This window comes from Promicromonospora sp. NPDC023805, from assembly GCF_040639635.1.
GTDB lineage: Bacteria > Actinomycetota > Actinomycetes > Actinomycetales > Cellulomonadaceae > Promicromonospora.
The window spans coordinates 63,771-85,928 of the sequence record NZ_JBFAAH010000014.1 but is presented as its reverse complement, the minus strand read 5'-3'; the positions used below and the strand labels follow the sequence as shown (position 1 = coordinate 85,928).

At 71.7% G+C, this 22,158-nt stretch carries 20 protein-coding genes; 11 read left to right on the top strand and 9 right to left on the bottom strand.

Annotation, left to right across the window (positions count from 1 at the left end):
- Nucleotides 1-102: 102 nt before the first annotated feature.
- Together AB0F70_RS15335 and AB0F70_RS15330 are read right to left on the bottom strand one after the other, a co-directional pair.
- Nucleotides 103-477, bottom strand: a complete 375-nt coding sequence (locus AB0F70_RS15335) for a hypothetical protein (protein ID WP_357449416.1) — start codon at nt 475-477, stop codon at nt 103-105.
- Between the two features lie 175 nt (nt 478-652).
- Nucleotides 653-2,023 carry a M20 family metallopeptidase gene (locus AB0F70_RS15330; RefSeq protein ID WP_357449414.1) on the bottom strand — a complete coding sequence of 457 codons (1,371 nt, stop codon included), beginning with the start codon at nt 2,021-2,023 and terminating at the stop codon, nt 653-655.
- Between the two features lie 124 nt (nt 2,024-2,147).
- Between AB0F70_RS15330 and AB0F70_RS15325 the strand changes: the two genes are divergently transcribed.
- A complete protein-coding gene (locus AB0F70_RS15325) occupies nt 2,148-2,558 on the top strand; it encodes a RidA family protein (protein WP_357449412.1) in 411 nt (136 codons plus the stop codon).
- Between the two features lie 17 nt (nt 2,559-2,575).
- On the opposite strand, the gene purB is transcribed toward AB0F70_RS15325, so the two are convergent.
- Entirely contained in the window at nt 2,576-4,075 is a 1,500-nt protein-coding gene (gene purB / locus AB0F70_RS15320) for an adenylosuccinate lyase (protein WP_357449410.1), read from the bottom strand.
- A 220-nt stretch (nt 4,076-4,295) separates the two neighbouring features.
- Between purB and AB0F70_RS15315 the strand changes: the two genes are divergently transcribed.
- Together AB0F70_RS15315 and AB0F70_RS15310 are read left to right on the top strand one after the other, a co-directional pair.
- A complete protein-coding gene (locus tag AB0F70_RS15315; RefSeq protein WP_357449408.1) occupies nt 4,296-4,553 on the top strand; it encodes a hypothetical protein in 258 nt (85 codons plus the stop codon).
- The gene (locus tag AB0F70_RS15310; RefSeq protein WP_357449406.1) at nt 4,550-6,103 is read left to right on the top strand and encodes a hypothetical protein; all 1,554 of its coding nucleotides are present in this window, start codon (nt 4,550-4,552) and stop codon (nt 6,101-6,103) included. The genes AB0F70_RS15315 and AB0F70_RS15310 overlap by 4 nt, the downstream gene beginning before the upstream one ends.
- A 19-nt stretch (nt 6,104-6,122) precedes the next feature.
- Here AB0F70_RS15310 and AB0F70_RS15305 read toward each other — a convergent pair whose 3' ends face one another.
- Complete coding sequence (locus tag AB0F70_RS15305; RefSeq protein ID WP_357449405.1) at nt 6,123-6,530, bottom strand: phage holin family protein; 408 nt, start codon at nt 6,528-6,530, stop codon at nt 6,123-6,125.
- A gap of 14 nt (nt 6,531-6,544) precedes the next feature.
- On the opposite strand from AB0F70_RS15305, the gene hisC reads away from it, so the two are divergent.
- From hisC to AB0F70_RS15285, 4 genes are all read left to right on the top strand, one after another.
- Nucleotides 6,545-7,633 (top strand): histidinol-phosphate transaminase, encoded by a 1,089-nt coding sequence (gene hisC, locus AB0F70_RS15300; protein WP_357449403.1) that lies wholly within the window; start codon nt 6,545-6,547, stop codon nt 7,631-7,633.
- A 311-nt stretch (nt 7,634-7,944) separates the two neighbouring features.
- The gene (pdhA, locus tag AB0F70_RS15295) at nt 7,945-9,114 is read left to right on the top strand and encodes a pyruvate dehydrogenase (acetyl-transferring) E1 component subunit alpha (protein ID WP_357449400.1); all 1,170 of its coding nucleotides are present in this window, start codon (nt 7,945-7,947) and stop codon (nt 9,112-9,114) included.
- A 5-nt stretch (nt 9,115-9,119) separates the two neighbouring features.
- Complete coding sequence (locus tag AB0F70_RS15290) at nt 9,120-10,151, top strand: alpha-ketoacid dehydrogenase subunit beta (RefSeq protein WP_357449398.1); 1,032 nt, start codon at nt 9,120-9,122, stop codon at nt 10,149-10,151.
- A gap of 64 nt (nt 10,152-10,215) precedes the next feature.
- Nucleotides 10,216-11,673 (top strand): dihydrolipoamide acetyltransferase family protein, encoded by a 1,458-nt coding sequence (locus tag AB0F70_RS15285; RefSeq protein WP_357449396.1) that lies wholly within the window; start codon nt 10,216-10,218, stop codon nt 11,671-11,673.
- A 204-nt stretch (nt 11,674-11,877) separates the two neighbouring features.
- Here AB0F70_RS15285 and AB0F70_RS15280 read toward each other — a convergent pair whose 3' ends face one another.
- A complete protein-coding gene (locus AB0F70_RS15280; RefSeq protein ID WP_357449574.1) occupies nt 11,878-12,150 on the bottom strand; it encodes a WhiB family transcriptional regulator in 273 nt (90 codons plus the stop codon).
- Between the two features lie 177 nt (nt 12,151-12,327).
- Between AB0F70_RS15280 and AB0F70_RS15275 the strand changes: the two genes are divergently transcribed.
- On the top strand, nt 12,328-14,376 hold the full coding sequence (locus AB0F70_RS15275) for a cytochrome c oxidase assembly protein (RefSeq protein WP_357449394.1): 2,049 nt from the start codon (nt 12,328-12,330) through the stop codon (nt 14,374-14,376).
- 98 nt (nt 14,377-14,474) lie between these two features.
- A complete protein-coding gene (locus tag AB0F70_RS15270; protein ID WP_357449392.1) occupies nt 14,475-16,661 on the top strand; it encodes a prolyl oligopeptidase family serine peptidase in 2,187 nt (728 codons plus the stop codon).
- A 68-nt stretch (nt 16,662-16,729) separates the two neighbouring features.
- On the opposite strand, the gene AB0F70_RS15265 is transcribed toward AB0F70_RS15270, so the two are convergent.
- Both AB0F70_RS15265 and AB0F70_RS15260 read right to left on the bottom strand, forming a co-directional pair.
- Nucleotides 16,730-17,023 carry a hypothetical protein gene (locus AB0F70_RS15265; RefSeq protein WP_357449390.1) on the bottom strand — a complete coding sequence of 98 codons (294 nt, stop codon included), beginning with the start codon at nt 17,021-17,023 and terminating at the stop codon, nt 16,730-16,732.
- A 281-nt stretch (nt 17,024-17,304) separates the two neighbouring features.
- The gene (locus tag AB0F70_RS15260) at nt 17,305-18,390 is read right to left on the bottom strand and encodes a hypothetical protein (protein WP_357449388.1); all 1,086 of its coding nucleotides are present in this window, start codon (nt 18,388-18,390) and stop codon (nt 17,305-17,307) included.
- Nucleotides 18,391-18,650: 260 nt separating this feature from the next.
- On the opposite strand from AB0F70_RS15260, the gene AB0F70_RS15255 reads away from it, so the two are divergent.
- Nucleotides 18,651-18,866, top strand: coding sequence for a hypothetical protein (locus tag AB0F70_RS15255; protein WP_357449386.1), 216 nt, complete (start codon nt 18,651-18,653; stop codon nt 18,864-18,866).
- A 10-nt stretch (nt 18,867-18,876) separates the two neighbouring features.
- Nucleotides 18,877-20,817: an NHL domain-containing thioredoxin family protein gene (locus AB0F70_RS15250; RefSeq protein WP_357449384.1), complete on the top strand. Its 1,941-nt coding sequence runs from the start codon at nt 18,877-18,879 to the stop codon at nt 20,815-20,817.
- Between the two features lie 25 nt (nt 20,818-20,842).
- On the opposite strand, the gene AB0F70_RS15245 is transcribed toward AB0F70_RS15250, so the two are convergent.
- A complete protein-coding gene (locus AB0F70_RS15245) occupies nt 20,843-21,487 on the bottom strand; it encodes an HAD family hydrolase (protein WP_357449382.1) in 645 nt (214 codons plus the stop codon).
- 29 nt (nt 21,488-21,516) lie between these two features.
- Nucleotides 21,517-22,023 carry a PTS glucose transporter subunit IIA gene (locus AB0F70_RS15240; protein ID WP_357449381.1) on the bottom strand — a complete coding sequence of 169 codons (507 nt, stop codon included), beginning with the start codon at nt 22,021-22,023 and terminating at the stop codon, nt 21,517-21,519.
- Nucleotides 22,024-22,158 lie beyond the last annotated feature (135 nt).

Genomic DNA, 22,158 nt, shown 5'->3' with positions numbered 1-22,158 from the left:
AGCCACCGCGTCAGACAGAACTGGGGCGAGATGGAACCGCAGCACCTGCGGTTCCATCTCGCCCCAGTTCTGTCTCGCCAGGGTTCTCGGCCTGGGGCCGCTCTACCTCGCCGGGGCTCGGCGGAGGCGTTGCGCCGTGTCCGGCCACGGGACGTGCACCCGCTTGGTGGGCTCCAGCGCCTTGGACAGGAACGCGTCGCGCAGCACTATCCCTTCGGGCGAGAGCTCGATGACCGTGAGCTCAGGACCTTCGCCGTCGAGCAACCAGTACTCCGCCAGCTCGCCCAGGCCGCGTTCGAGCACGAGCTCCTCGGCCGCGTGGTAGTCGTGTGCCTCGCCGACGACGTGCCCGAGGCGGTTGCGTGGCAGCACGTCGGCGTAGTCGTCGGTCAGCGGTTCGAGGTAGCCAACGGTCTCGCCGTCCTCCCGCGTGACGGCGAGCCAGGTGTCGATAGGCGCGATCTCGGGCATCGTCATGGCCCGACCATACGGTCGCCCCCGGCCCTGGAGCCCGCTGTTTTCCCGCCGTCACGCCAACCGGACGACCGTGCGAGACGACCATGCACCTGCTGCCAGGCCGCGCTAGAAACTGGCAGCAGGTGCATGGTCGTTCTTGGCCCTGTCAGCGGACGAAGCCGCAGTGAGCCGACAGTCAGTCGAAGTACGCGGGCACGTCGACGGCGCCGCCCTCCTCGGCGAACTCCGCGTGCACCGCGGCCCGCAGCCCGGCGTCGTACAGGTAGTCCAGGGCCGTCGACGCGAGCCCGGCCGCACTGTCGACCGCGGCGGACACCGCCGCCGGGGTTGCCGCCGCAGCGGCGAACTCGGCGGTGTGCAGTGCGATGTCCGGGGTCGAGACCTGCACCAGAGGGTGGATCCCCGGAATGCGGAAGGAGACGTTGCCGAAGTCGGTCGACGCCGCGAGCGTCTCCGAGAGCACACCGGCGGGCAGCGGGTCACGCCCACGGCGACGCTGAGCCGCGACCCACCGGTCGGTGAGCCGCCGGTTGGTGCGTACGGGCAGGCTCGGGTGTGCGCCGTCGTCCCAGGTGATCTCGACATCTGTGCCCGTCATGCGCGCGGCGCCGTACGCGATGTCGTCCAGGCGGCGCGACAGGTCGCGCAGGGTGTCGGCGTACTTGGACCGCGCGTACAGGTGCACGACCGCCCGCTCCGTGATGATGCTCGGCCGGGTGCCGCCCTCCGCGATCGTCGCGTGCACCCGGTCCACCGGCGGCATCTGCTGCCGCAGCAGGCCGATGCCCTGGTAGGCCAGGCTGGCGGCGTCCAGCGCGTTGCGGCCCATGTACGGCTGGGCGGAGGCGTGCGCGGGCCGGCCCGTGAAGGTCCAGGTCAGCAGACGGCGACCCAGCCAGACCTGGTCGGCGACGTCGAGCCCGTACGGGTGCACCATGATCGCGGCATCGATGCCTTCGAGCGCCCCGTTCCGGGCCAGGACCTCCTTGCCCGTGTGCCCCTCCTCGGCGGGTGTGCCGAGCAGCACCACCCGTCCGGCGGGCGCGTCGCCGGAGGTCATGACCTCGTGCAGGGCGAGGAACGCCCCGACGCCAGAGGCCGCGATGACGTTGTGGCCGCAGGCGTGACCGATGCCGGGCAGTGCGTCGTACTCCGCGCAGATCGCGATGGTCGGGCCGGCGGGACCGCCGACCTCTGCCCGGAACGCCGTCGGCACCCCGTGGGCGCCCAGCTCCGCCTCGACACCGTGCCGAGCCAGCACCTCGATCAGCGTCGCCGCGCTGCGGTGCTCCTCGAAGGCGGTCTCGGGGTGCTCGTGCAGCCGCCGCACGATCTCGGCGAGCTCCGGCTCCAGCCGCTCGGCCGCCCGCTCGATCGTGGAGTGGAGTGCGGCAGGCGCACCGCCGTCGGGCAGCGCGGCTTCCTGCCCGTCGACGGCGCCCGGGCCGCCCGCGGGTGCCACGCCGGCCAGCGCCTCCCGCCGCCCGGCGGTCTCGGCGACCAGGTGGTCGAGGTAGGCGGTGCTGGGCGGGGTGGAGCGGCTCATCCGGCCATCGTATGGAAGGTGCCGACGTCCAGGAGGAAATCGAACGGACAGGGCTCGTCGCCGGGGCGTACGGTGCCTGACGCCGCACACCACTCGTGACGGATACGACGTGAAAGGTTCAACGATGACTGAGATCGTGGCGCGTAATCCTTCGGGCGTGTTTCCGCCGTACGCCGGCTACGCCCATTCCGTCGAGGTCCCGCCCAACGCTCGAACCCTGTACATCAGCGGCCTCAACGGATACGAGTCCGACGGGGCCACCATGCCGTCGGACTTCGCCGGGCAGGCCAGGCTGGTGTGGCGGCACCTCGGCACCATCCTGTCCGGAGCAGGCATGGGCTACGACGATCTCGTCTCCCTGCGCTTCTTCCTCGCGTCCGCCGCCCATGACCCGGAGAACGTGGCCATCCTCAAGGAACACCTCGGCGACCACCGAGCGTGCAGGACGGTAGTGGTCCAGCAGCTCCTGGAGCAGGAATGGCTGATCGAGATCGAGGCGATCGCCGCAAGGGTTGACGACCCCGCTGCGGGCTGACTCCCCGGAGCAGCGTCTCAGGCCTCCAGGTAGTCCTTCACCAGCTGCTCGGCCAGCCCCGTGTACGTGGCGGGGGTCAGCTCGGCGAGGCGGGCGGCGACGTCGTCCGGCAGGCCGAGGCCTGCCACGAACTCGCGCATGCGCGCGCCGTCCACGCGCTGGCCGCGGGTGAGGTCCTTGAGGCGCTCGTACGGGTTCTCCATGCCGGGCACGCCCGCGACCGAGGCCGCGCGCATCGCGGACTGGACGGGCTCGCCCAGCACCTCCCAGTTGGCGTCGAGGTCCTCGCGCAGCAGGGTCTCGTTCACGGCGAGCCGGTCCAGACCGCGCGAGACGTTGTCGATCGCGAGCAGGCTGTGCCCGAACGCAGGGCCGATGTTCCGCTGCGTCGTCGAGTCGGTGAGGTCGCGCTGCAGGCGGCTCGTCACGAGCGTCGCCGAGAGCGTGTCCAGGAGCGAGCACGAGATCTCGAGGTTGGCCTCGGCGTTCTCGAACCGGATCGGGTTGACCTTGTGCGGCATCGTGGACGAGCCGGTGGCCCCCTCGACCGGGATCTGCGTGAAGAACCCGAGCGAGATGTACGTCCACACGTCGGTCGCGAGGTTGTGCAGGATCCGGTTGAAGCGCGCGATGTCGGCGTAGACCTCCGCCTGCCAGTCGTGCGACTCGATCTGCGTGGTCAGCGGGTTCCAGTCCAGCCCGAGACCTTCGACGAACGCCTTCGACACGGCGGGCCAGTCGGCGGTCGGGACGGCGACCGTGTGGGCGCCGTAGGTGCCGGTGGCGCCGTTCAGCTTGCCCAGGAACTCGGCGCCCTCGATGCGGCGCAGCTGCCGGCGCAGGCGGTGCGCCAGCACGGCGAGCTCCTTGCCCAGGGTCGACGGCGTCGCGGGCTGCCCGTGCGTCCTCGACAGCAGCGGTGCCGCCGCGTGCTCGCGTGCCATCCCGGCGAGCTGGTCGACGACGGCGGTCGCGGCCGGGAGCCAGGCGTCGCGGACCGCGCCGCGCACCATCAGCGCGTACGAGAGGTTGTTGATGTCCTCGCTGGTGCAGGCGAAGTGCACGAGCTCGCTCGCCGTGGGGAGGCTGGTCGTGCCAAGGACCTCGGGCGCTACGGCGATGCGGCGCTTGATGAAGTACTCGACGGCCTTGACGTCGTGCACCGTCTCGCGCTCGATCTCGGCCAGCTCGGCGATCTCGTCCGCGCCGAACGTCGCGGGGATCGCCCGGAGGTAGTCGATCTCCTGCGCCGACAGGGTCGGCGCGCCGGGGACCACCGGCGCCGCGATGCCGGGCGCGCCGTTGCACAGCGTGATGAGCCACTCCACCTCGACGTGGATGCGCTCGCGGTTCAGCGCGGCCTCGCTCAGGTGGTCCACGAGCGGGGCGACAGCCTTGCGATACCGGCCGTCGAGCGGTCCGAGCGCGATGGCCGGGCTCACCTCCGCGAGGGTCACGCGGGTGGCGGGGCTGGTCGGGCTGGCGGCAGGCGCGGTCGTCTCAGGCACGTTCTCCATTCTCCCACGGGAGATCCGCAGGGGGCCCGCACAGACCCGCAGGACGGCGCCGCACCGCTGCGAGCCCGACCACACCCGACCGCTTCGGCGACCTGTGCACAGGCGGTCGACCCCGGCCGACGACGGTGCGCGGCCCGCGCCTAGCGTCGTGACCGATGAGGCACACCGGACGGGGAGCACGAGGCATGGGTACAGCAGGACGAGCAACGAGGAGGAGTCGATGACCGGCGCGTGCGGACCTCCCGTACCCGGACCAGCGGATCCGACGGCGGCGTTCGCGGCCGCCGTGGAGCTCCTGGCCCGAGGGACCGATCAGCTGCTGGCCGCCGCCGTCGAGGTGGACTGGGAGGCACCCGCGGCGGAGCTGTACCGGGCGGAGGTGGCCGAGGCGGCGCTCGCCGTCGCACGCGACATCTCGAGACTGAAGGAGGCGATGAGTCGGGTAGCCGTCCTGCGTGCCGCGGGCGGGCAGGGATGACGGCATTCCTGACGATGCCGCCGGACGGCCCGCGCTCGCCGTCGGACACCGTCACGGTGTTCGGGGGCGCGGGTGTCACCGCTGTCGAGTCCGACTCGGTGCGCCGAGCAGCGGCCCGGATGGCGGCGGCCGCCGACGACCTGCGGTCGGCCGCGAGACTGTGCCTTGCCGCGAGCGAGGACGTCGTGCTGCCCGGCGTCGCCGGAGCAGCAACGTCCCGGCAGCCCGACGACGGTCTCGGCCGGCCCGTCGCCGCGCTCGCCCCCGTGGCCCGTGCGCTGGAGGAGGCCGTGCAGGATCTGGCACGAAGCCTCATCCAGCACGCCGACCTGTGCGACCTGCTGGGCTGGCGCCTGCTGCGTGCGGCAGGCCTCTACGAGGAGGCGGAGTCGACGGCGGAGCGAGTGGTCGGTGCCCTGGTCACCGCAGGAGCCTTCGGTACGGGAGCAGCGTTCGGCAGCCAGGGCGGGCTGGGGCTGGCAGGAGCCGGCCTCCTGGCCGCGGGCGAGCTGGCGGGTCGCTTGGGCGGGGGACTGATCACCGGAGGCGCGCCCTGGGCGGTCAGCGGACGGCTCGGTTCGGCCGCCGTGCGCGACCTGGCCCCGTACTCGGACGAGGTGTTCGCCGGGCTGGGCAGCGGCGTCGGGCAGGCGCAGCCGGGGCTCGCCAACGGCTACCCCGGCATCGCCGGAGGGGCGGGCGTGCTCGCGCACGTGACCCGGGAGCTTCCGCTGCTGGGAAACGACGACCAGGGGGTCCGGGTCACGCGGATCACCGCGGAGGACTTCGCGGACGGCTCGCCCCCGGCCTGGTCGGACACCGGCGCCCGGTCCGTGCAGGAGGCAGTGGCCAGGATCGACAGCCTCTACCCGGCAACGGGCGGGGCGCCGCCGGGCACCGTGGCGGTCCAGAAGGTCACCGGGCCCGACGGCGCGGTCTCGTGGACCGTGCTGATCCCCGGCACCCAGTCGGCGCTGCCCGCGGAACATCCGTGGGACGGCCGGACAGACGTCGAGCTCGTCGCCGACCAGGCGGACGGCGCCACCGCCGCGGTGGAGCGTGCGCTCGCCGACTCCGGCGTCGGACCCGACGAGCCGGTGACCCTCGTAGGACACAGCCTCGGCGGGATCGCCGCGACGGCGCTGGTGTCGCGGGCGGGTTTCGCGGAGCGCTACCGGATCGGTGGGCTCGTCACCGCCGGGTCGCCGACAGGCCTGCTGACCACACCGCCGGGTATCCCGGCACTGCACCTCGAGACCCCGGAGGAGCTCGTCTCGCACACCGACGGCCGGTCCGCCTCGGAGAATCCCCGCACCCGGGACCGGGTGACGGTGGTCCGGTCGCTCCGGGACTCCGCCGACGCGGACGACCGCGCGGCGTCGGGCGACGTGGTGTGGGCCCACTCGGTCAGCACGCACGTCCGCACGCTCGACCTGGCCATCGGCGTCGGCGATCACAGGGTGACCGAGGTGGCGGACCGGATCGGCCCACGACTGGACGGCACGACGGTGAGCACCACGTTCTACCGCGCGGAACGGGTCGGTCGGTGACCTCTCGGTCGGTGACCTCTCAGTCAGTGATCTTGTTGGGCAGAACCGCCAGGAGGATCGTCTGCACCACCGAGATCACGAGCGCCGCGAGCACGAACCACCAGAAGCCGCCGGTCACCTCGAGACCCCAGTTGGGCTGGTCCGAGAACCACGACTGGTTGGTGATGAGCGTCGTGATCCACAGCATGAACGCGTTGATCAAGAGTGACACCAGGCCGAGCGTGAGGATGTAGAGCGGCAGCGAGATGAGCTGGACTATCGGCTTCACGATCATGTGCACCAGGCCGTAGATCACCGCGATCATCACCGTGGCGAGGATCGTGCCCAGGGTGGTGTCGTTGCTGACGATGTCCATGTGGGAGCCGAGGATCAGGGCCGACAGCCCGATCGCAAGTGCGGTGATGAGGATGCGCGCCACGAGCTTCATCTGGCCATCGTGGCATGCTGACCCCCGTGGAAGAAGCATTCGTACCGCTCCGTCCGGCCGTGTCGGCACTCCCCGCCTACGTTCCCGGCGCGCGCGTCGGCGCGGGCGCACCGGCGTGGAAGCTCTCGTCCAACGAGAACCCGTACGCGCCGCTGCCGTCGGTCCAGGCCGCCATCACGCGTGCGGCGGCCGAGGTGAACCGGTATCCCGACATGTATGCCGAGGAGCTCGTCGGGGCGCTCGCGGCACACAGTGGCGTGGCCGTCGAGAACGTAGTGGTAGGCAACGGATCCGTCGCGCTGCTGTCGCACATCCTGAGTGCCGTCGTCGATCACGGGGACGAGATCGTGTTCCCGTGGCGCTCGTTCGAGGCCTACCCGATCGCGGCCGCCGTGTCCGGCGGCAAGGCCGTGACCGTGCCGCTCGAGGAGGGCACCGGCCGGCTGGACCTGCCCGCGATGGCTGCCGTCGTCACGCCGCGCACCCGTGTGGTGTTCGTCTGCTCGCCCAACAACCCGACCGGCCCCGCGGTGCACGCGGGCGAGCTGGAGACGTTCCTGGCGGCAGTTCCGAAGAACGTGCTGGTCGTGCTGGACGAGGCGTACCTCGAGTTCGTGCGTGACCCCGAGGCGCCCGACGGTATCGACGTGTACACGCGCCACCCGAACGTGCTGCTGCTGCGCACCCTCTCCAAGGCGCACGGCCTCGCGGGGCTCCGCGTCGGCTACGCGATCGCGGAGCCGCGTCTCGCCGCCGGTATCCGTGCGGTGTCCACGCCGTTCGGCGTCTCGCACGTCGCGCAGGCCGCCGCGCTGGCTTCGCTGGAGCCGACGGCGCAGAGCCAGCTCATGGCGCAGGTCGAGGCACTGGTCGGTGAGCGCACTCGTGTCGTCGAGGGCCTGCGTGGCCAGGGCTGGGTGCTCCCGGAGACGCACGCCAACTTCGTGTGGTTCGACCTGGGCGAGCGGACGATGGAGTGCGCCGCCGAGGCGAAGACGGCGGGCGTCCTGGTCCGCCCGTTCGCCGGCCACGGGATCCGCGTGAGCATCGGCGACCCGAAGGCGAACGACGCGTTCCTGACCGTCGCGTCCAGCTGGCGCTGATCGTCCCGCCGGGCGCCCCGGCCCGGCATCCGCCGAGACCGAGGCGCCCTCCGGAGGGGCTCCGAGGCCGGTGCGTCGAGACTCCGTCGCGCGGCTTGGTGGAATCCGACAAACGCTCCGCTGAAGGATTGGCCGACATCACGGCAGACCAACCTACGGTTCCGTAGCCTACGCTTGCGTAGGCTACGAGAGCGTAGGTTGCGGATCGGCTAAATTTCCGGCCGGACCCGTGCCAGGATGGAAAGGTCCCCGGGACGGGCCGGGCGTCTCCGCAACAGCGGGCGCTCGCGTCCGCAGTTGAAGGAGGAAGCGTGACTACGACCAACGGCTCCAACGAGGCGATCCCGACGTTGCAGCTACTCGATCCCCAAGGGAACCGCGTCACGACGCGCGGGTCCAAGGGGTATCGCGACCGCGCTGCGGCCCTGACCACGGAAGACCTTCGTGGCATGTACCGCGACATGGTCCTGACTCGTCGGTTCGACGACGAGGCGACCTCGCTCCAGCGACAGGGCGAGCTGGCCCTGTTCGCGCCCGCTCGTGGCCAGGAGGCCGCGCAGGTCGGCAGTGCCTACGCGCTGCGGCCGCAGGACTACGTGTTCCCCTCCTACCGGGAGCACGGTGTGCTGCACGTCCGCGGCCTGGACCCTGTCGACCGGCTGCGGTTCTTCCGCGGTTCGGACCACGGTGGCTGGAACCCGACCGAGCACAACACCAGCGTCTACACGATCGTGATCGGCGCGCACACCCTGCACGCCACCGGCTACGCGATGGGCGTCCAGCGGGACAACACCCCGCTCGACAAGCACGACGGCACCGCCGTGATCACCTACTTCGGTGACGGCGCCACCTCGCAGGGCGACGTCAACGAGGCAATGGTCTACGCGGCGGTGAACGACGCACCGGTGGTGTTCTTCCTGCAGAACAACCAGTGGGCCATCTCAGAGCCGACCACCCGGCAGACCAAGACCCCGCTGTACAAGCGGGGCGAGGCGTTCGGCCTGCCCAGCCTGCGGGTCGACGGCAACGACGTGCTCGCCGTGTACGCCGCCACCCAGGAAGCGCTCGAGCGCGCCCGGACGGGTCAGGGCCCGAGCTTCATCGAGGCGTTCACGTACCGCATGGGCGCCCACACGACGTCGGACGACCCGACCCGCTACCGCACCTCCGAGCAGGAGGAGCTGTGGCGGGGCCGCGACCCGATCGACCGGCTGGGTGCGCTGCTGCGTGCCGAGGGTGCGCTCGACGACGACTTCGAGGCCGAGATCAAGGCAGAGGGTGACGAGCTGGGCGCAGAGCTGCGCGACGGCGTCCGCGCCCTCGACGGCGGTCCGGCCGTCTCGAGCATGTTCGACGACGTGTACGCCACACCCCACGGCACCGTCGCCGCCGAACGTGCCTGGTACGAGGCCTACGACGCCGGCGACCCGCCGGCCCCGCAGTACGCGACAGCGGACTCAGCGCAGGGAGGCGCACGATGACAACCATGGCGGAACGCACTCACACCACGTCCGGCGCCCCGGAACCGGCGTCGGGCATCCAGACGCTCTCGTTCGGCAAGGCGATCAACGAGGGCCTGCGTGCCGCGATGCGGCGCGACGACAAGGTCATGCTCATGGGTGAGGACATCGGCCCGCTGGGCGGCGTCTTCCGCGTGACCGACGGCCTGCAGGCGGAGTTCGGCGAGCAGCGGGTGGTGGACACCCCGCTGGCGGAGTCCGGCATCGTCGGCACCGCCATCGGCCTGGCCATGCGCGGCTACCGGCCGGTCTGCGAGATCCAGTTCGACGGGTTCGTCTTCCCGGCGTTCAACCAGATCACCACGCAGCTCTCGAAGATCCACAACCGCACACGCGGCGCGGTGCAGATGCCCGTCGTCATCCGCATCCCGTACGGCGGAGGCATCGGCGGCGTCGAGCACCACGGCGAGAGCCCGGAGTCGCTGTTCGCGCACACCGCCGGCCTGCGCGTGGTCTCGCCGAGCACCCCGCAGGACGCGTACACGATGATCCAGGAGGCCATCGCCTCCCCGGACCCGGTGCTGTACTTCGAGCCCAAGAGCCGTTACTGGGGCAAGGGCGCGGTCGACCTGGGCGCTCCCGTCGGCACGGACACGCTGAACGCGGCACACGTCGTCCGCCAGGGCACCGACGTCACGTTCGTCGCCTACGGCCCGTCCGTCGCGACGGCGCTCAAGGCTGCCGACGCGCTCGCCGAGGAGGGCCGCTCCGCCGAGGTGCTCGACCTGCGCGCCATCTCGCCGCTCGACACGGCGGCGATCGTGGCGAGCGTGCGCAAGACCGGACGCTGCGTGGTGATCCACGAGGCGCCGGTGTTCTTCGGCGCGGGTGCCGAGATCGCGGCCCGGGTCACCGAGGAGTGCTTCTACGCCCTCGAGGCGCCAGTGCTCCGCGTGGGCGGCTTCCACACCCCGTACCCGGTGGCCAAGCACGAGCACGAGTACCTGCCGAGCGTGGATCGTGTGCTCGACGCCGTCGACCGCGCCTTCGCGCACTGAGCCGTGAGCGAGAGATGAACCAGCCACGGATGAGCTGTTTGAATGAGCTGAGAGTGAGTCGAGAGTGAGTTCGAAGACCCAGAGGTTCCCGCTCCCCGACGTCGGCGAAGGACTCACCGAGGCCGAGATCGTCGAGTGGCAGGTCGCCGTCGGCGACACCGTCGAGGTGAACCAGACGATCGTGGAGATCGAGACGGCGAAGTCGCTCGTCGAGCTGCCGTCGCCGTGGACGGGGACGGTGTCCGCCCTGCTCGTCGAGGCGGGCACCACCGTCGACGTCGGTACCCCGATCATCGAGATCACCGTGCCCGACACCGGAGGCTCTGCCGGTTCGGCCCCGGCAGGTTCGGCGGCCGGCTCCGACGGCACCCCCGCGGCCGGGGGCGCCCAGGACGAGAGCTCCGGATCGGTGCTCGTCGGCTACGGCACGGTGGAGGCGAAGGCCAGCGGACGTCGTCGCCGGCACCAGGCGGGCGCACCCACCCCGGGGCCGGTCGCGGCGGCACCCGTAGCGGTGGCCGAGACCCCCGCCCCCGCACCGGCGGCAGCCCCCGTGGCCGCCGCTCCGGCGCGGGTCGCGGCCCCGGCGTCGGACACCGGCACCACCACCGCCGCGAGAGCGCGGGTGCTGGCGAAGCCGCCGGTCCGCAAGCTTGCCAAGGACCTGGGGGTGGACCTGGCGGGTGTGCACGCGTCAGGTCCGGGCGGCATCGTGACACGCGAGGACGTGGTCGCCCACGCCGAGCGCTCGTCGGTGCGGACCCTTACCCACTACCCGGACGACGAGCCGTGGCTCGCCTCCGGCGTGGTCTCACCGGACGGGCGTCAGACGCGCGTCCCGGTGCGGTCGGTGCGCAAGCGCACCGCCGAGGCGATGGTCGCCAGCGCCTTCACGGCACCGCACGTGACGGTGCTGCACTCCATCGACGTCACGAAGACCATGAAGCTCGTGGCAAACCTTCGTGAGGACCGCGACTTCGCGGACGTCAAGGTGACGCCGCTGCTCGTCGCGGCCAAGGCGATCCTGCTCGCCGTGAAGCGGCACCCGCAGATCAACGCCTCCTGGGACGACGCCGCTCAGGAGATCGTCTACAAGCACTACGTGAACCTTGGCATCGCCGCGGCGACACCCCGCGGGCTCGTGGTGCCGAACATCAAGGACGCGCACACGCTCGACCTGCTCGGCCTCGCGAAGGCGCTCGCCGGGCTGACGGCGACCGCACGGGCCGGGCGCACGTCCGTCACGGACATGTCCGACGGCACCATCACGATCACCAACCTGGGTGTCTTCGGCATCGACACGGGGACGCCCATCCTCAACCCGGGGGAGGCGGGGATCCTCGCCTTCGGCGCGATCCGCAAGCAGCCCTGGGTGCACAAGGGCAAGGTGAAGCCGCGGTGGGTCACGCAGCTGAGCTTCAGCTTCGACCACCGGCTGGCCGACGGCGAGCTGGGCGCGCGGTTCATCAAGGACGTCGCACGCGTGCTCGAGGAGCCCGCACACGGCCTCGTCTGGGGCTGAGCTGAACTGAACTGAGCTGAACCGAGAACGAGTCAGACCCCCAGGTCGGGTGACCTGGGGGTCTGACTCATAGAACGACCGGGGCAGTGCGCTCGTCCGGATCCGTCTGGGAGATCCTCGGTGCGGAGAGCGCACTGCCTCGGTTTCTCACGGCGAATGGACTCGGTCGCCGTGCCTCAGGGAAAGTCTCTGGTCACGTGGCGGTCACGCCACGCGCATCCCTCCGATCGACCGGGGCCGGCCCCGGCGACGCTTGCGGCTGCGCACGGTGCCGTCGACGACGATCTCGCCGCCCCAGACACCCCACGGCTCGCGGCGCGCGAGCGCGCCCGCGAGGCACTGCGCCTTCAGCGGGCAGACAGCGCACGCGCGCTTCGCCTCCTCAAGGTCCGCGGGATGTTCCGCGAACCAGAGCTCGGGCTGTTCCGAGCACGGCACGGAGTCGTCGGTCACGGTGATGATGTTCGCGAGGTCCACACTGGTCACAACGCAGAGGAGGGCTAAAGGGTTGGGTTTGGTGCACAAATCCGCCAAATTCTTCTTGAAGTGGGTCTGAACTCGGTCGGAATGCCCCGTTTTCGGGGTCATGACGCGGTCAATCGGACATCTGCGGACGGTCGGAACCGCCACGGACCGCGCCTTAGGCTGGTCTGCGTGACCCCGACCGACGCCCGGAACAGGACCAGCAGACCTGCTCGGACGAGCACAGCGAGCGGCCCGACGAGCCCCTCGTGGCTCGTCACCGCCCTGCCCGCCGCAGGCCTCGTGGCGCTCGCGGCGCTCTTCGCCGCGGGTACGTTCTCCGGGGCCTTCACCGCGTTCGCGAACTTCACCGACCCGGGTGCCCTCGTGCGCTGGGGCGCGCCCGTCGCGACGGTGGTCACCGAGCTGGCCGTGGCGCTGACCATCGGCTCCCTTGCGCTGGCGGCCTTCGTGCTGCCGCGCGGACCGCTGGCCGACCGGGCCCTCGGCGTCGCAGGCGTCGCCGCCGGGCTGTGGACGCTGGCGGCACTGGTGCAGCTGGTGCTGCGGTTCTCGTGGTCCTGGTACCTGCCGCTGGACGCGGAGGGGTTCGGCCCGGCGCTGATCGAGTACGTGACGACCATCGCCGTGGGCCGCACGTACCTGGGGATAGTCATCGTCGCCGCGCTGACGGCGGCCATCGCGCTGCTGGTCCGCGGCCCGGTGGGCGCGCTGTGCACCATCGCGCTGCCGCTGCTCGCTCTCGGCATGCAGTCCTCGACGGGTCACGCCGCCGGGGCCGCCAGCCACGACGTCGCCATCTCTGCACTGTTCCTGCACCTCGGGGGTGCTGCTCTCTGGATCGGCGGGCTCGCGGCCATCGCCTTCGTCGGTCTCCGGCATGCCGCCACCGCCGACGTGATCCGGCGCTACTCGGAGATCGCGTTCTGGTGCTTCGCCGCCGTGGCGGTCTCCGGCGTCGTCAGCGCGTGGGTCCGGATCGGGTCGCTCGACGGGCTGAGCACCGACTACGGGATCCTGCTCGTGGTCAAGGCCGCGCTGCTGCTCGTCCTGGGCGGCCTGGGTTACCTGCACCGCAGCACCGTCGTCGCCCGGCTCTCCGCCGCGACCACCACCAGGAACGCGGCGATCGGCCTGTTCTGGCGGCTCGCCGCCGTGGAGGTCGGGGTGATGGGCGCCGTGTCCGGTGTGGCGGTCGCCCTCGGCTCCACCGCACCGCCCGTGCCCGACAAGGCGATCGCCGACCCGACCCCGGCCGAGCTCGTCACGGGCCACCCGCTGCCGCCCGAGCCCACGGCGCTGCGCTGGCTCACCGAGTTCCAGTGGGACGTCATCGTCGCGTTCGCCTGTGCGGCCGCCGTCCTCGTGTACGTGCGCTGGACGCTGCGGCTGCGGCGCCGGGGGGACGCCTGGCCCGTCGGCCGCACCATCTCCTGGTGCCTCGGCATCCTGGTGCTGTTCTGGGCCAGCAACGGCGGCGCGGCCGCCTACGGGCACGTCCTGTTCAGCGCGCACATGGTGCAGCACATGGTCCTCGCGATGGTGGTGCCGCTGTTCCTGGTGCTGGCCGCACCCGTCACCCTGCTCCTCCGCGCGGTCCCCGCCCGCAAGGACGACTCCCGCGGGCCACGCGAGTGGGTGCTCGTGCTCGTGCACTCCGCCTTCGGCCGGTTCGTGGCGAACCCGGTGGTGGCCGCCGTCCTGTTCGCGGGCGGGATGGTCGCCTTCTACTTCACGCCCCTGTTCGAGCTGTCGCTGACCACCTATGCCGGCCACCTGTGGATGATCGCCCACTTCACGCTCGTCGGGTACCTCTTCGCGAACGCCCTGGTCGGTGTCGACCCCGGGCCTGCCCGCCCCGGGTACCCCCTGCGGCTCGTGCTCCTGTTCGCCACCATGGCGTTCCACGCCTTCTTCGGCGTCACGCTCACCTCGGGCACCGCCCTGCTCGTGCCCGACTGGTTCGGGCTCATGGGCCGCCCCTGGGGACCCAGCGCGATCGAGGACCAGCAGAAGGGCGGCGCCGTCGCCTGGGGTATCGGTGAGCTGCCGACCCTGCTGCTCGCGGTGGGCGTCGCGATCTCCTGGGCCCGGTCCGACGCGCGCGAGGCCAAGCGGAACGACCGCAAGGCGGAGCGGGACGGCGACGCCGAGCTGGAGGCGTACAACGAGATGCTGGCCAAGAAAGCCGACCAGGCAACCCGCGACCGGGACTCCTGACCGCTACTTGGTTGCGGGCGCGATCGTCGCGCCCAGGACGGGCACGCAGCCGCAAAAATCGCGCCCACAACCAGAGGCGTGCGTGATAGACGTGTCCGGTGAGCGAATCCCCGCAGACCCCGTTCCACGACCTCGACCACTACGTAGCGGTCCCGCGCCTCGCCGGCCTCACGGCCAGCCCGGACGGCACCCGCGTCGTCACAGCAGTCCAGACGCTCGACGGCGAGCGCACCGGCTACCGCACAGCCCTCTGGGAGCTCGACCCGGCGGGTGAGACCCCGGCCAGGCGGCTCACCCGTTCCACGAAGGGCGAGTCGTCCGCCGTCTTCACCCGCTCGGGCGATCTCCTCTTCACCTCGGCCAGGCCCGATCCGGACGGTGCCCCGGCAGGCTCGGCCGCGGAGCCGACCTCGGCCCTCTGGCTCCTGCCCGCCCACGGCGGCGAGGCCCGCGTCATCGCGACCCCGCCCGGCGGCGTCTCAGGGGCACTCACCGCGCGCGACGCCGACACGGTGAGCATCGCCACGAGCCTCCTGCCCTCCGCCAAGGGTCTGACCCAGGACGCCGAGCTCCGCAAGGCCCGCAAGGACCGACAAGTCTCCGCGATCCTGCACACGGGCTACCCCGTGCGGTTCTGGGACCACGACCTCGGACCCGACCAGGTGCGGCGCTTCGCCGGCGACCTCGCGACGCTCACGGACGAGCCGGCGTCGCCGCTGCCGGAAGCCACCGGGACCACCGGCGCCAAGGACGAGACCGCCGAGGAGGAGAGCCCGTCGTCGGGCAAGCACCTCGACCTGCGTGACGTCACGGGCCCCGGCCGCCACCTCGAGGAGCATTCCGCGGACCTGTCCGCCGACGGCACCACCCTGGTCACCACCTGGAGCGTGCCCGACGCCGGTGCCGCGACCCGCAGCACGCTCGTCGTCGTCGACACGGTGACCGGTGACCGCCGGGTGCTCGTCGACGACCCGGACGCCGACGCCGGCGGCCCGCGCATCTCGCCCGACGGCGCCTGGGTCGCCTACGTGACCGAGTCCATCTCGTCCCCGGCCGAGGCTCCAGTGGTCCGCCTGGCCCTGGTGCCCACCGACGGCTCCGCCGAGCCGGTGGTGCTCGCCGACGACTGGGACCGCTGGCCCGGCCGCCCGACCTGGCTCCCGGACGGCAGCGGCCTCCTGGTCCAGGCCGACGACGACGGCCGCGGGCCGGTCTTCGTCCTCACGTTCTCGCGGGCTCTCCCGGGTAGCGACGTCACCGTCGAGGGGCTGACCGCCGACGACGCCGTCTTCTCCGACCTCTCCGTCACGTCCGACGGCGCCACGCTGTTCGCCCTGCGCGCCTCCTACGCGGCGCCGGCCGAGCCGGTGCGGATCGACCTGGCGGGCTTCCTCGCCTCGGGCGCACCGGGGGAGCGGACGCCGGTCGCCGCCACGCTGCTGCGCTCGCCCGTTGCGGCTCCCGCGCTGCCGGGCCGCCTCACCGAGATCGAGACCACCGCGGAGGACGGTTCCCGGGTGCGCGCCTGGCTGGCACTGCCTGCCGACGCCGGCCCCGAGGCCAAGGCCCCGCTCCTGCTCTGGATCCACGGTGGCCCGCTGAGCTCCTGGAACGCGTGGAGCTGGCGCTGGAACCCGTGGCTGATGGTCGCCCAGGGGTACGCGGTGCTGCTGCCCGACCCGGCGCTGTCCACCGGGTACGGCCAGGAGTTCATCCAGCGCGGGTGGGGCGCCTGGGGCGGGGCTCCCTTCACGGACCTCATGGCCATCACCGACGCCGCCGACGCGCTGCCGGAGATCGACGAGACGCGTACGGCGGCCATGGGCGGCTCGTTCGGCGGCTACATGGCCAACTGGGTGGCCGGGCACACCGACCGCTTCAAGGCGGTGGTCACGCACGCGAGCCTGTGGGCCCTGGACCAGTTCGGCCCCACCACGGACGCCGGCTACTACTGGGCGCGCGAGATGACGCCGGAGATGGCGCTGGAGAACAGCCCGCACCTGGCAGTGGGGGAGATCCGCACCCCGATGCTGGTCATCCACGGCGACAAGGACTACCGCGTCCCGATCGGGGAGGGCCTGCGCCTGTGGTTCGAGCTGCTGACGAAGTCGGGCCTGCCCGCCTCCGACGACGGTGAGACCGAGCACCGCTTCCTGTACTTCCCGGACGAGAACCACTGGGTGCTCACGCCGCAGAACGCCAAGGTCTGGTACCAGGTGGTGTCGGCATTCCTCGCCGAGCAGGTGCTCGGCGAGACGCCGGAGCTGCCGACGACCTTGGGCTGACCCGAGCACGGGCATGCCGAAGTAGAGCGTGCGTCCGGACCGACGCTCTACTTCGGCATGACTGTGGTTCAGCCCGCTCGGATCGCGCCGACGACGCGCACGCGCACGGCGACGTCGTTGATCTCCTCCGGCACCTTGTCCACGAGGCGGGGGTCCGTCACGTTGACCTGAAGGACCCAGCTCCCGCCGGATCCGGTCACCTGCTCGACCGAGACCTCCTCGGCCAGCACCTCGACCGATGATCTACCGGACGTGCCGGACTTCGCGTGCTTCTGTGCGGGGTACTCACGCGGGGGCAGCCCGAGGGACGTCGTGAACTCAGGGGCGACGCCAACTCCGATCACACCGTCGAGCCCGGTCACTTTTTGCCGTAATGCGGCTTTTGCGGACCGAGCCTCGTCGAGTGTTGCCATCCCGATCACCTCCTGGTCATCCATTGTGTCCCCCGTGTCTACCCCCTCGCTCGCCGTTCCCCGCCGGTTGACCCGCCCTTTGCGGGGTCCCCAGTGGCTTCGCAGGTCAGCGGGTTGGTGCGGTTCGACGCGCCGCGCGGACACGCCCGCGCCCCCGGCCGGCGGGACCGACACGCCCGGCACGGGAAACGCTGGTGCGCACACCGAACGCCCTCGAACGGGGGCCTGGCTCAGGCGAACGGGCCCGGCGGCTCCCCGGCCAGCTCGACCCCCAGGATCTCGAGCACCTGGTCGATCGGGTTGGCATAGGTGAGCCCCTTGCCGCTGTGCCCGCCGGACTCCGACCCGGCGAACAGGAGACCGAGCGCCACGCCGTCCTCCCGGTACACGAGGGCACCCGAGTCGCCGCCACGCGAGAACGGCTGGTCGTCGAGGCTCTCGATCTCGATCTGGTCGTCGAAGCTGAGCGCGCCGAGATCCTCGTAGCCCACTATGACGTCGTCCAGCTCGATGGCGGTGACCCGCCCGCGAGTGACCGACGTCGTGCGGCCCACCTTGCCGACGATTTCGCCACCGAGGGCCCGCGCGGTCTTGACCACGCGTCCCACCGGATAGTCGAAGTCGACAGGGACCCGGTCGAGGCGCGCGATGGCGGCGTCCGTGTAAGCAGGCTCCAGCGCGTCCAGGTCCACTACCTGGGTCAGCTCGCCGATCCGGTCGCCCGGTGCCAGCCCGCCGTCCGCGGGTCCGGGCTGCAGGACGATGTCGCCGGGCCTGGCCTCGGGGGAGCCGGCCAGCACGTGGTAGTTCGAGAGCGCGTAGAGCTGTCCGTCCTCCGCGTCGTCCCCGGCACGTTCGCCGCCGCCCACGACCGCACGCGTCACGAACGCGCCGAGCGTTCCGGCCGTCACGCCCACGTGGCCGATGGAGATGCCCGGCCGCAGCGGACGGCGCCGGTCCGTGTCGCCGTCGGCCTGCGACGTCGGCGCGGGCGGGCGCGGACCCAGCTCGCTCACGGGGCGGATGCGCCCGGTCCGTCGGACGTCGACCTCGGGGCCGATCTCCGCAGAGACCCTGCGCACTATCGAGCGGGCCCGGGGAACCCCCAGGCGGTAGCGGACGGCGATCCCGAAGCCGCCCCCCTCCTGGGGCACGAGGCCGAGGGCGAGCGTGGGCGCGCGTACGACGTCGGCAGCCTCCGACTCGGTCTGCGCACCCAGGGACCGCGGTGTCGCCACTACTCCATGCTTCTCGGCGAGCTCTCGGGCGAAGGCTGCGAGCTGCTCCTTCATCTTCCTGGCCTGGTCGCGGTCCATGCCCTGATCCTCTCCTCACCCACCAACACACACGGCCCCCACGGGGGCGACACGCCGGTCTGCCCCAGAAAGTCATCCGATAGGCGGATATCGCCCCGCCACGTTTGCGCGGTACGTTCCTCTGCTACCACCCAACCACGGCCGGGTGAAAGCCAGGAAGACCTGGGATGTCACAAAGCATCCTCGGAAAACCTCCTGAATCGTTGGCGGTGCCCGCACTGGACGCCGGTAGACACGGAACGGCGAGAATGATCGGGACGATGGACGAGACGCGGAGCGTGCGGGTGACGCGCGCCGACGTGCGACAGGCCCTCATGTGGGCCCTCGAACGAGACCGCGCCGCTCTGCTCGCGCACCGGGCGGCAGTGCACTCCAGCAAGAGCGATCTCACGCGCCGGCGCGCCGACAAGGCACTCGTCGAGCAGTGGCGTGCCCGTACGCCGGACACCGGGCAGGACAGCCCACCCCGAGAGTGACAATGGGCTCGTGCGTACAGGAGTCCAGAACCTTCCCCGGGTCCGCGCGTCCGAGCTCGTCGGGCGCGGCTGGCTGAACACCGGCGGCAAAGAGCTGTCGTTGGCAGACTTTCGAGGCCGTGTCCTGATCCTCGACTTCTGGACCTTCTGCTGTATCAACTGCCTGCACGTCCTCGACGAGCTGCGCGAGGTCGAGGAACAGCACCGCGACGAGCTCGTCATCGTGGGCGTGCACTCGCCCAAGTTCGAGCACGAGGCAGACCCCGAGGCGCTCGCGGCCGCCGTCGAGCGGTACGACGTGCGACACCCGGTCCTGGACGACCCGGAGCTCGTCACCTGGGGCGCCTACACCGCACGGGCCTGGCCCACGCTCGTGGTCATCGACCCCGAGGGCTACATCGTGGCGCAGATGGCGGGCGAGGGGCACGGCTCCGCGATCGCCGCCCTCGTGACCGACCTGATCGCCGAGCACTCGGCCAAGGGCACGCTGCACCGCGGCGCGGGGCCGTACGTGCCGCCCGCTCCGGCGTCGGGCACGCTGCGGTTCCCCGCCAAGGTGCTCGCCCTGCCGAACGGCAACCTCCTGGTCGCGGACGCCGGGCACCACTCCCTGGCCGAGCTGGCACCGGACGGCGAGACGCTCGTCCGGCGCATCGGGTCCGGCGAGCGCGGCCTGGTCGACGGCGGTCCCGGCGAGGCGCGCTTCTCGGAGCCGAACGGGCTGTGCCTGGTGCCAAACGGGGCAACTGACCTCGGGTACGACGTCGTGGTGGCGGACACGGCTAACCATGCCCTGCGCGGGGTTCGGCTGTCCGACGGCACTGTTACGACCCTTGCCGGGACCGGTCAGCAATTCATGGTCGGCGGCCAGGAGAACGTCCTGGGTGAGGATGGAAAGTGGGGTCCGTTCGTTCCTGGCGCTGCGGACGACCGGCCCGAGGCAGTGAAGCTGTCTTCCCCATGGGATGTCGCCTACCTGCCGGAGCGGGGTGAGGTCCTGGTCGCGATGGCAGGCAACCACACGCTGTGGGAGTACGACCCGGCAGAGGATTCGATCGCGCTCGTGGCGGGGACGATGAATGAGGGGCTTCAGGACGGCGATCCGATGACGGCTTGGTTCGCACAGCCGTCAGGTCTGACGGTTGACGCCAGCGGACGAGTCTGGCTGGCAGATTCTGAGACGTCGGCTCTGCGCTGCTTCGATCCGGCCGAAGGGAGATCTGTCGGCCCGTTGCAGACCGCGGTCGGCCAGGGCCTCTTCGAATTCGGGCACCGGGACGGCCCTGCCGACCAGGCGCTGCTGCAGCATCCGCTCGGTGTGGCCACGTTGCCCGACGGCTCCGTCGTCGTCGCAGATACCTACAACGGTGCGCTGCGCCGCTACGACCCCGTCACCGCCGAGGTGACCACCCTGGCCAAGAACCTGGCGGAGCCGTCGGACGTGCTCGTCGAGGTGGTGGACGGCGCCGTGCACCTGGTCGTCGTCGAGTCGGCGGCGCACCGGCTCACGCGGATCGCGCTCCCGGCGAGCCTGGCGGGCGAGGTCCTGGACGGCGGTGCGCACCGGATGGCCCGGCCCGCGACCGACGTCGGCGCCGGACCGCTCCGGCTCGACGTGCCGTTCGCGCCCGCGCCGGGGCAGAAGCTCGACGACCGGTGGGGCCCGTCGACGTCGCTCCAGGTCAGCGCCACCCCGCCGGAGCTGCTGCTGTCCGGGGCCGGCAACGGCACCGACCTGATCCGCGACCTGGTGATCAACCCCGAGGTGGCCGAGGGCGTGCTGCACGTGACCGCCAAGGCGGCGTCGTGCGACGAGGTGCCCCTCCTGCCGAACGGCGATCCTGACCCGGACGTGTTCCCGGCCTGCCACCTGGCGCAGCAGGACTGGGGCGTCCCGGTCCGCGTGGTGCCGGACGGCGACGCCGGGCTCACGCTCCCGCTCCGCGGCTGACCCCGCCGCTGACCCCTGGGCTGAATCAGGCGGCCAGCACCCCGGGCAGCTCGGCCAGCGAGTCGATGACCGTCGCGCGCGCCGCCTCCGGCCGGAGCGCGTGGAGGTAGCCCCACGGGCCGCGGCGCAGCAGGATCGGCCGCATCCCGGCGTCGGCGGCGGGCAGGACGTCGTTGTCGAGCCGGTCGCCCACATAGGCGATCTCCTCGGGCGCGACCCCCGACAGCTCCGCGACCCGGGCGAAGAACCCGGGCTCCGGCTTCTGCACACCCCATTCGTCGGAGGTCCGGATCGCGCTCGCCGGCAGGTCCATCGCCTCCAGCGCGGCGCGCGCCTCGGGCGGCTGGTTCCCCGCGATGACGACGTCGAAGCCCGCCTCACGCAGTGCGGTCAGGGCCGGCCGGACGTCGGGGTAGAGGTCGTCGGCGTCGAACCCGTTGCGCAGGCCGTCCGGGTCCTCCTGGGTCCAGCGGGCGATCTCGGCCTCCAGGTCGAGACCCGGCCGCAGCATCTCGAACGCGTCTCTGTGCGGCAGATCGAGCGCTGCACAGCCGCCGAGCACGCCGAGGAACGTGAGCGGGGGGATCCCGAGCCGCGCGGCCCAGCCGAGCCAGATCCGGGACTCGTCGATGAGCGTCTCGCCGACGTCGAACACCACAGTGCGCACCATGGGTACGACCCTAGGGCGCGTCCCGGGGTCTACGGGAGGCGGAACAGCGGGTCGCCGGCCTGCACCCGGGCGCCCGGCCGGACCAGCTCCTCCAGGCCCTTCGGCCCGAGGTCCAGGGCGACGACCGGCACCAGGGGCGAGCGGCCGCCGTCGGACACCTCGGCAGGGGACCAGACGATCAGCTGCTGCCCGGCCGCGACCGTGTCGCCCTCCGCGACGAGCAGGTCGAAGCCCGCACCCTTGAGCTGGACCGTGTCTATGCCGAGGTGCACCAGCACGCCCCGGCCACCGGCTGGTCCGGCAGTCCCGTCCGGCGCCGAAGGCCCGGCGGACGGGACGAGCAGCACGAACGCGTGCGGGTGCAGCTTGACCACCACCCCTGCGCACGGTGCGACCACGCGCCCCCCGAGCTCGGGGTCGGGATCGATGGCGAGCCCCGGGCCGACGATGCTCTCCGCGAAGACGGGATCGGGCACGTCGCGCATCGCTACCACCCGTCCGACGACGGGGGATCCGACGATCAGGGCCTCGGCCATGGTGTCATCTTGCCAGACCGCGGACTTCCAGGAGAGCAGCCCTTTGCCTGCCCTGGCGGTCCCGTCGGTCCGGCCCTGCGCCTCCGCCCCGACACGTCCGTCCCGGCAGCTCCTCCAGGCGCGGTCTCCTCCCGC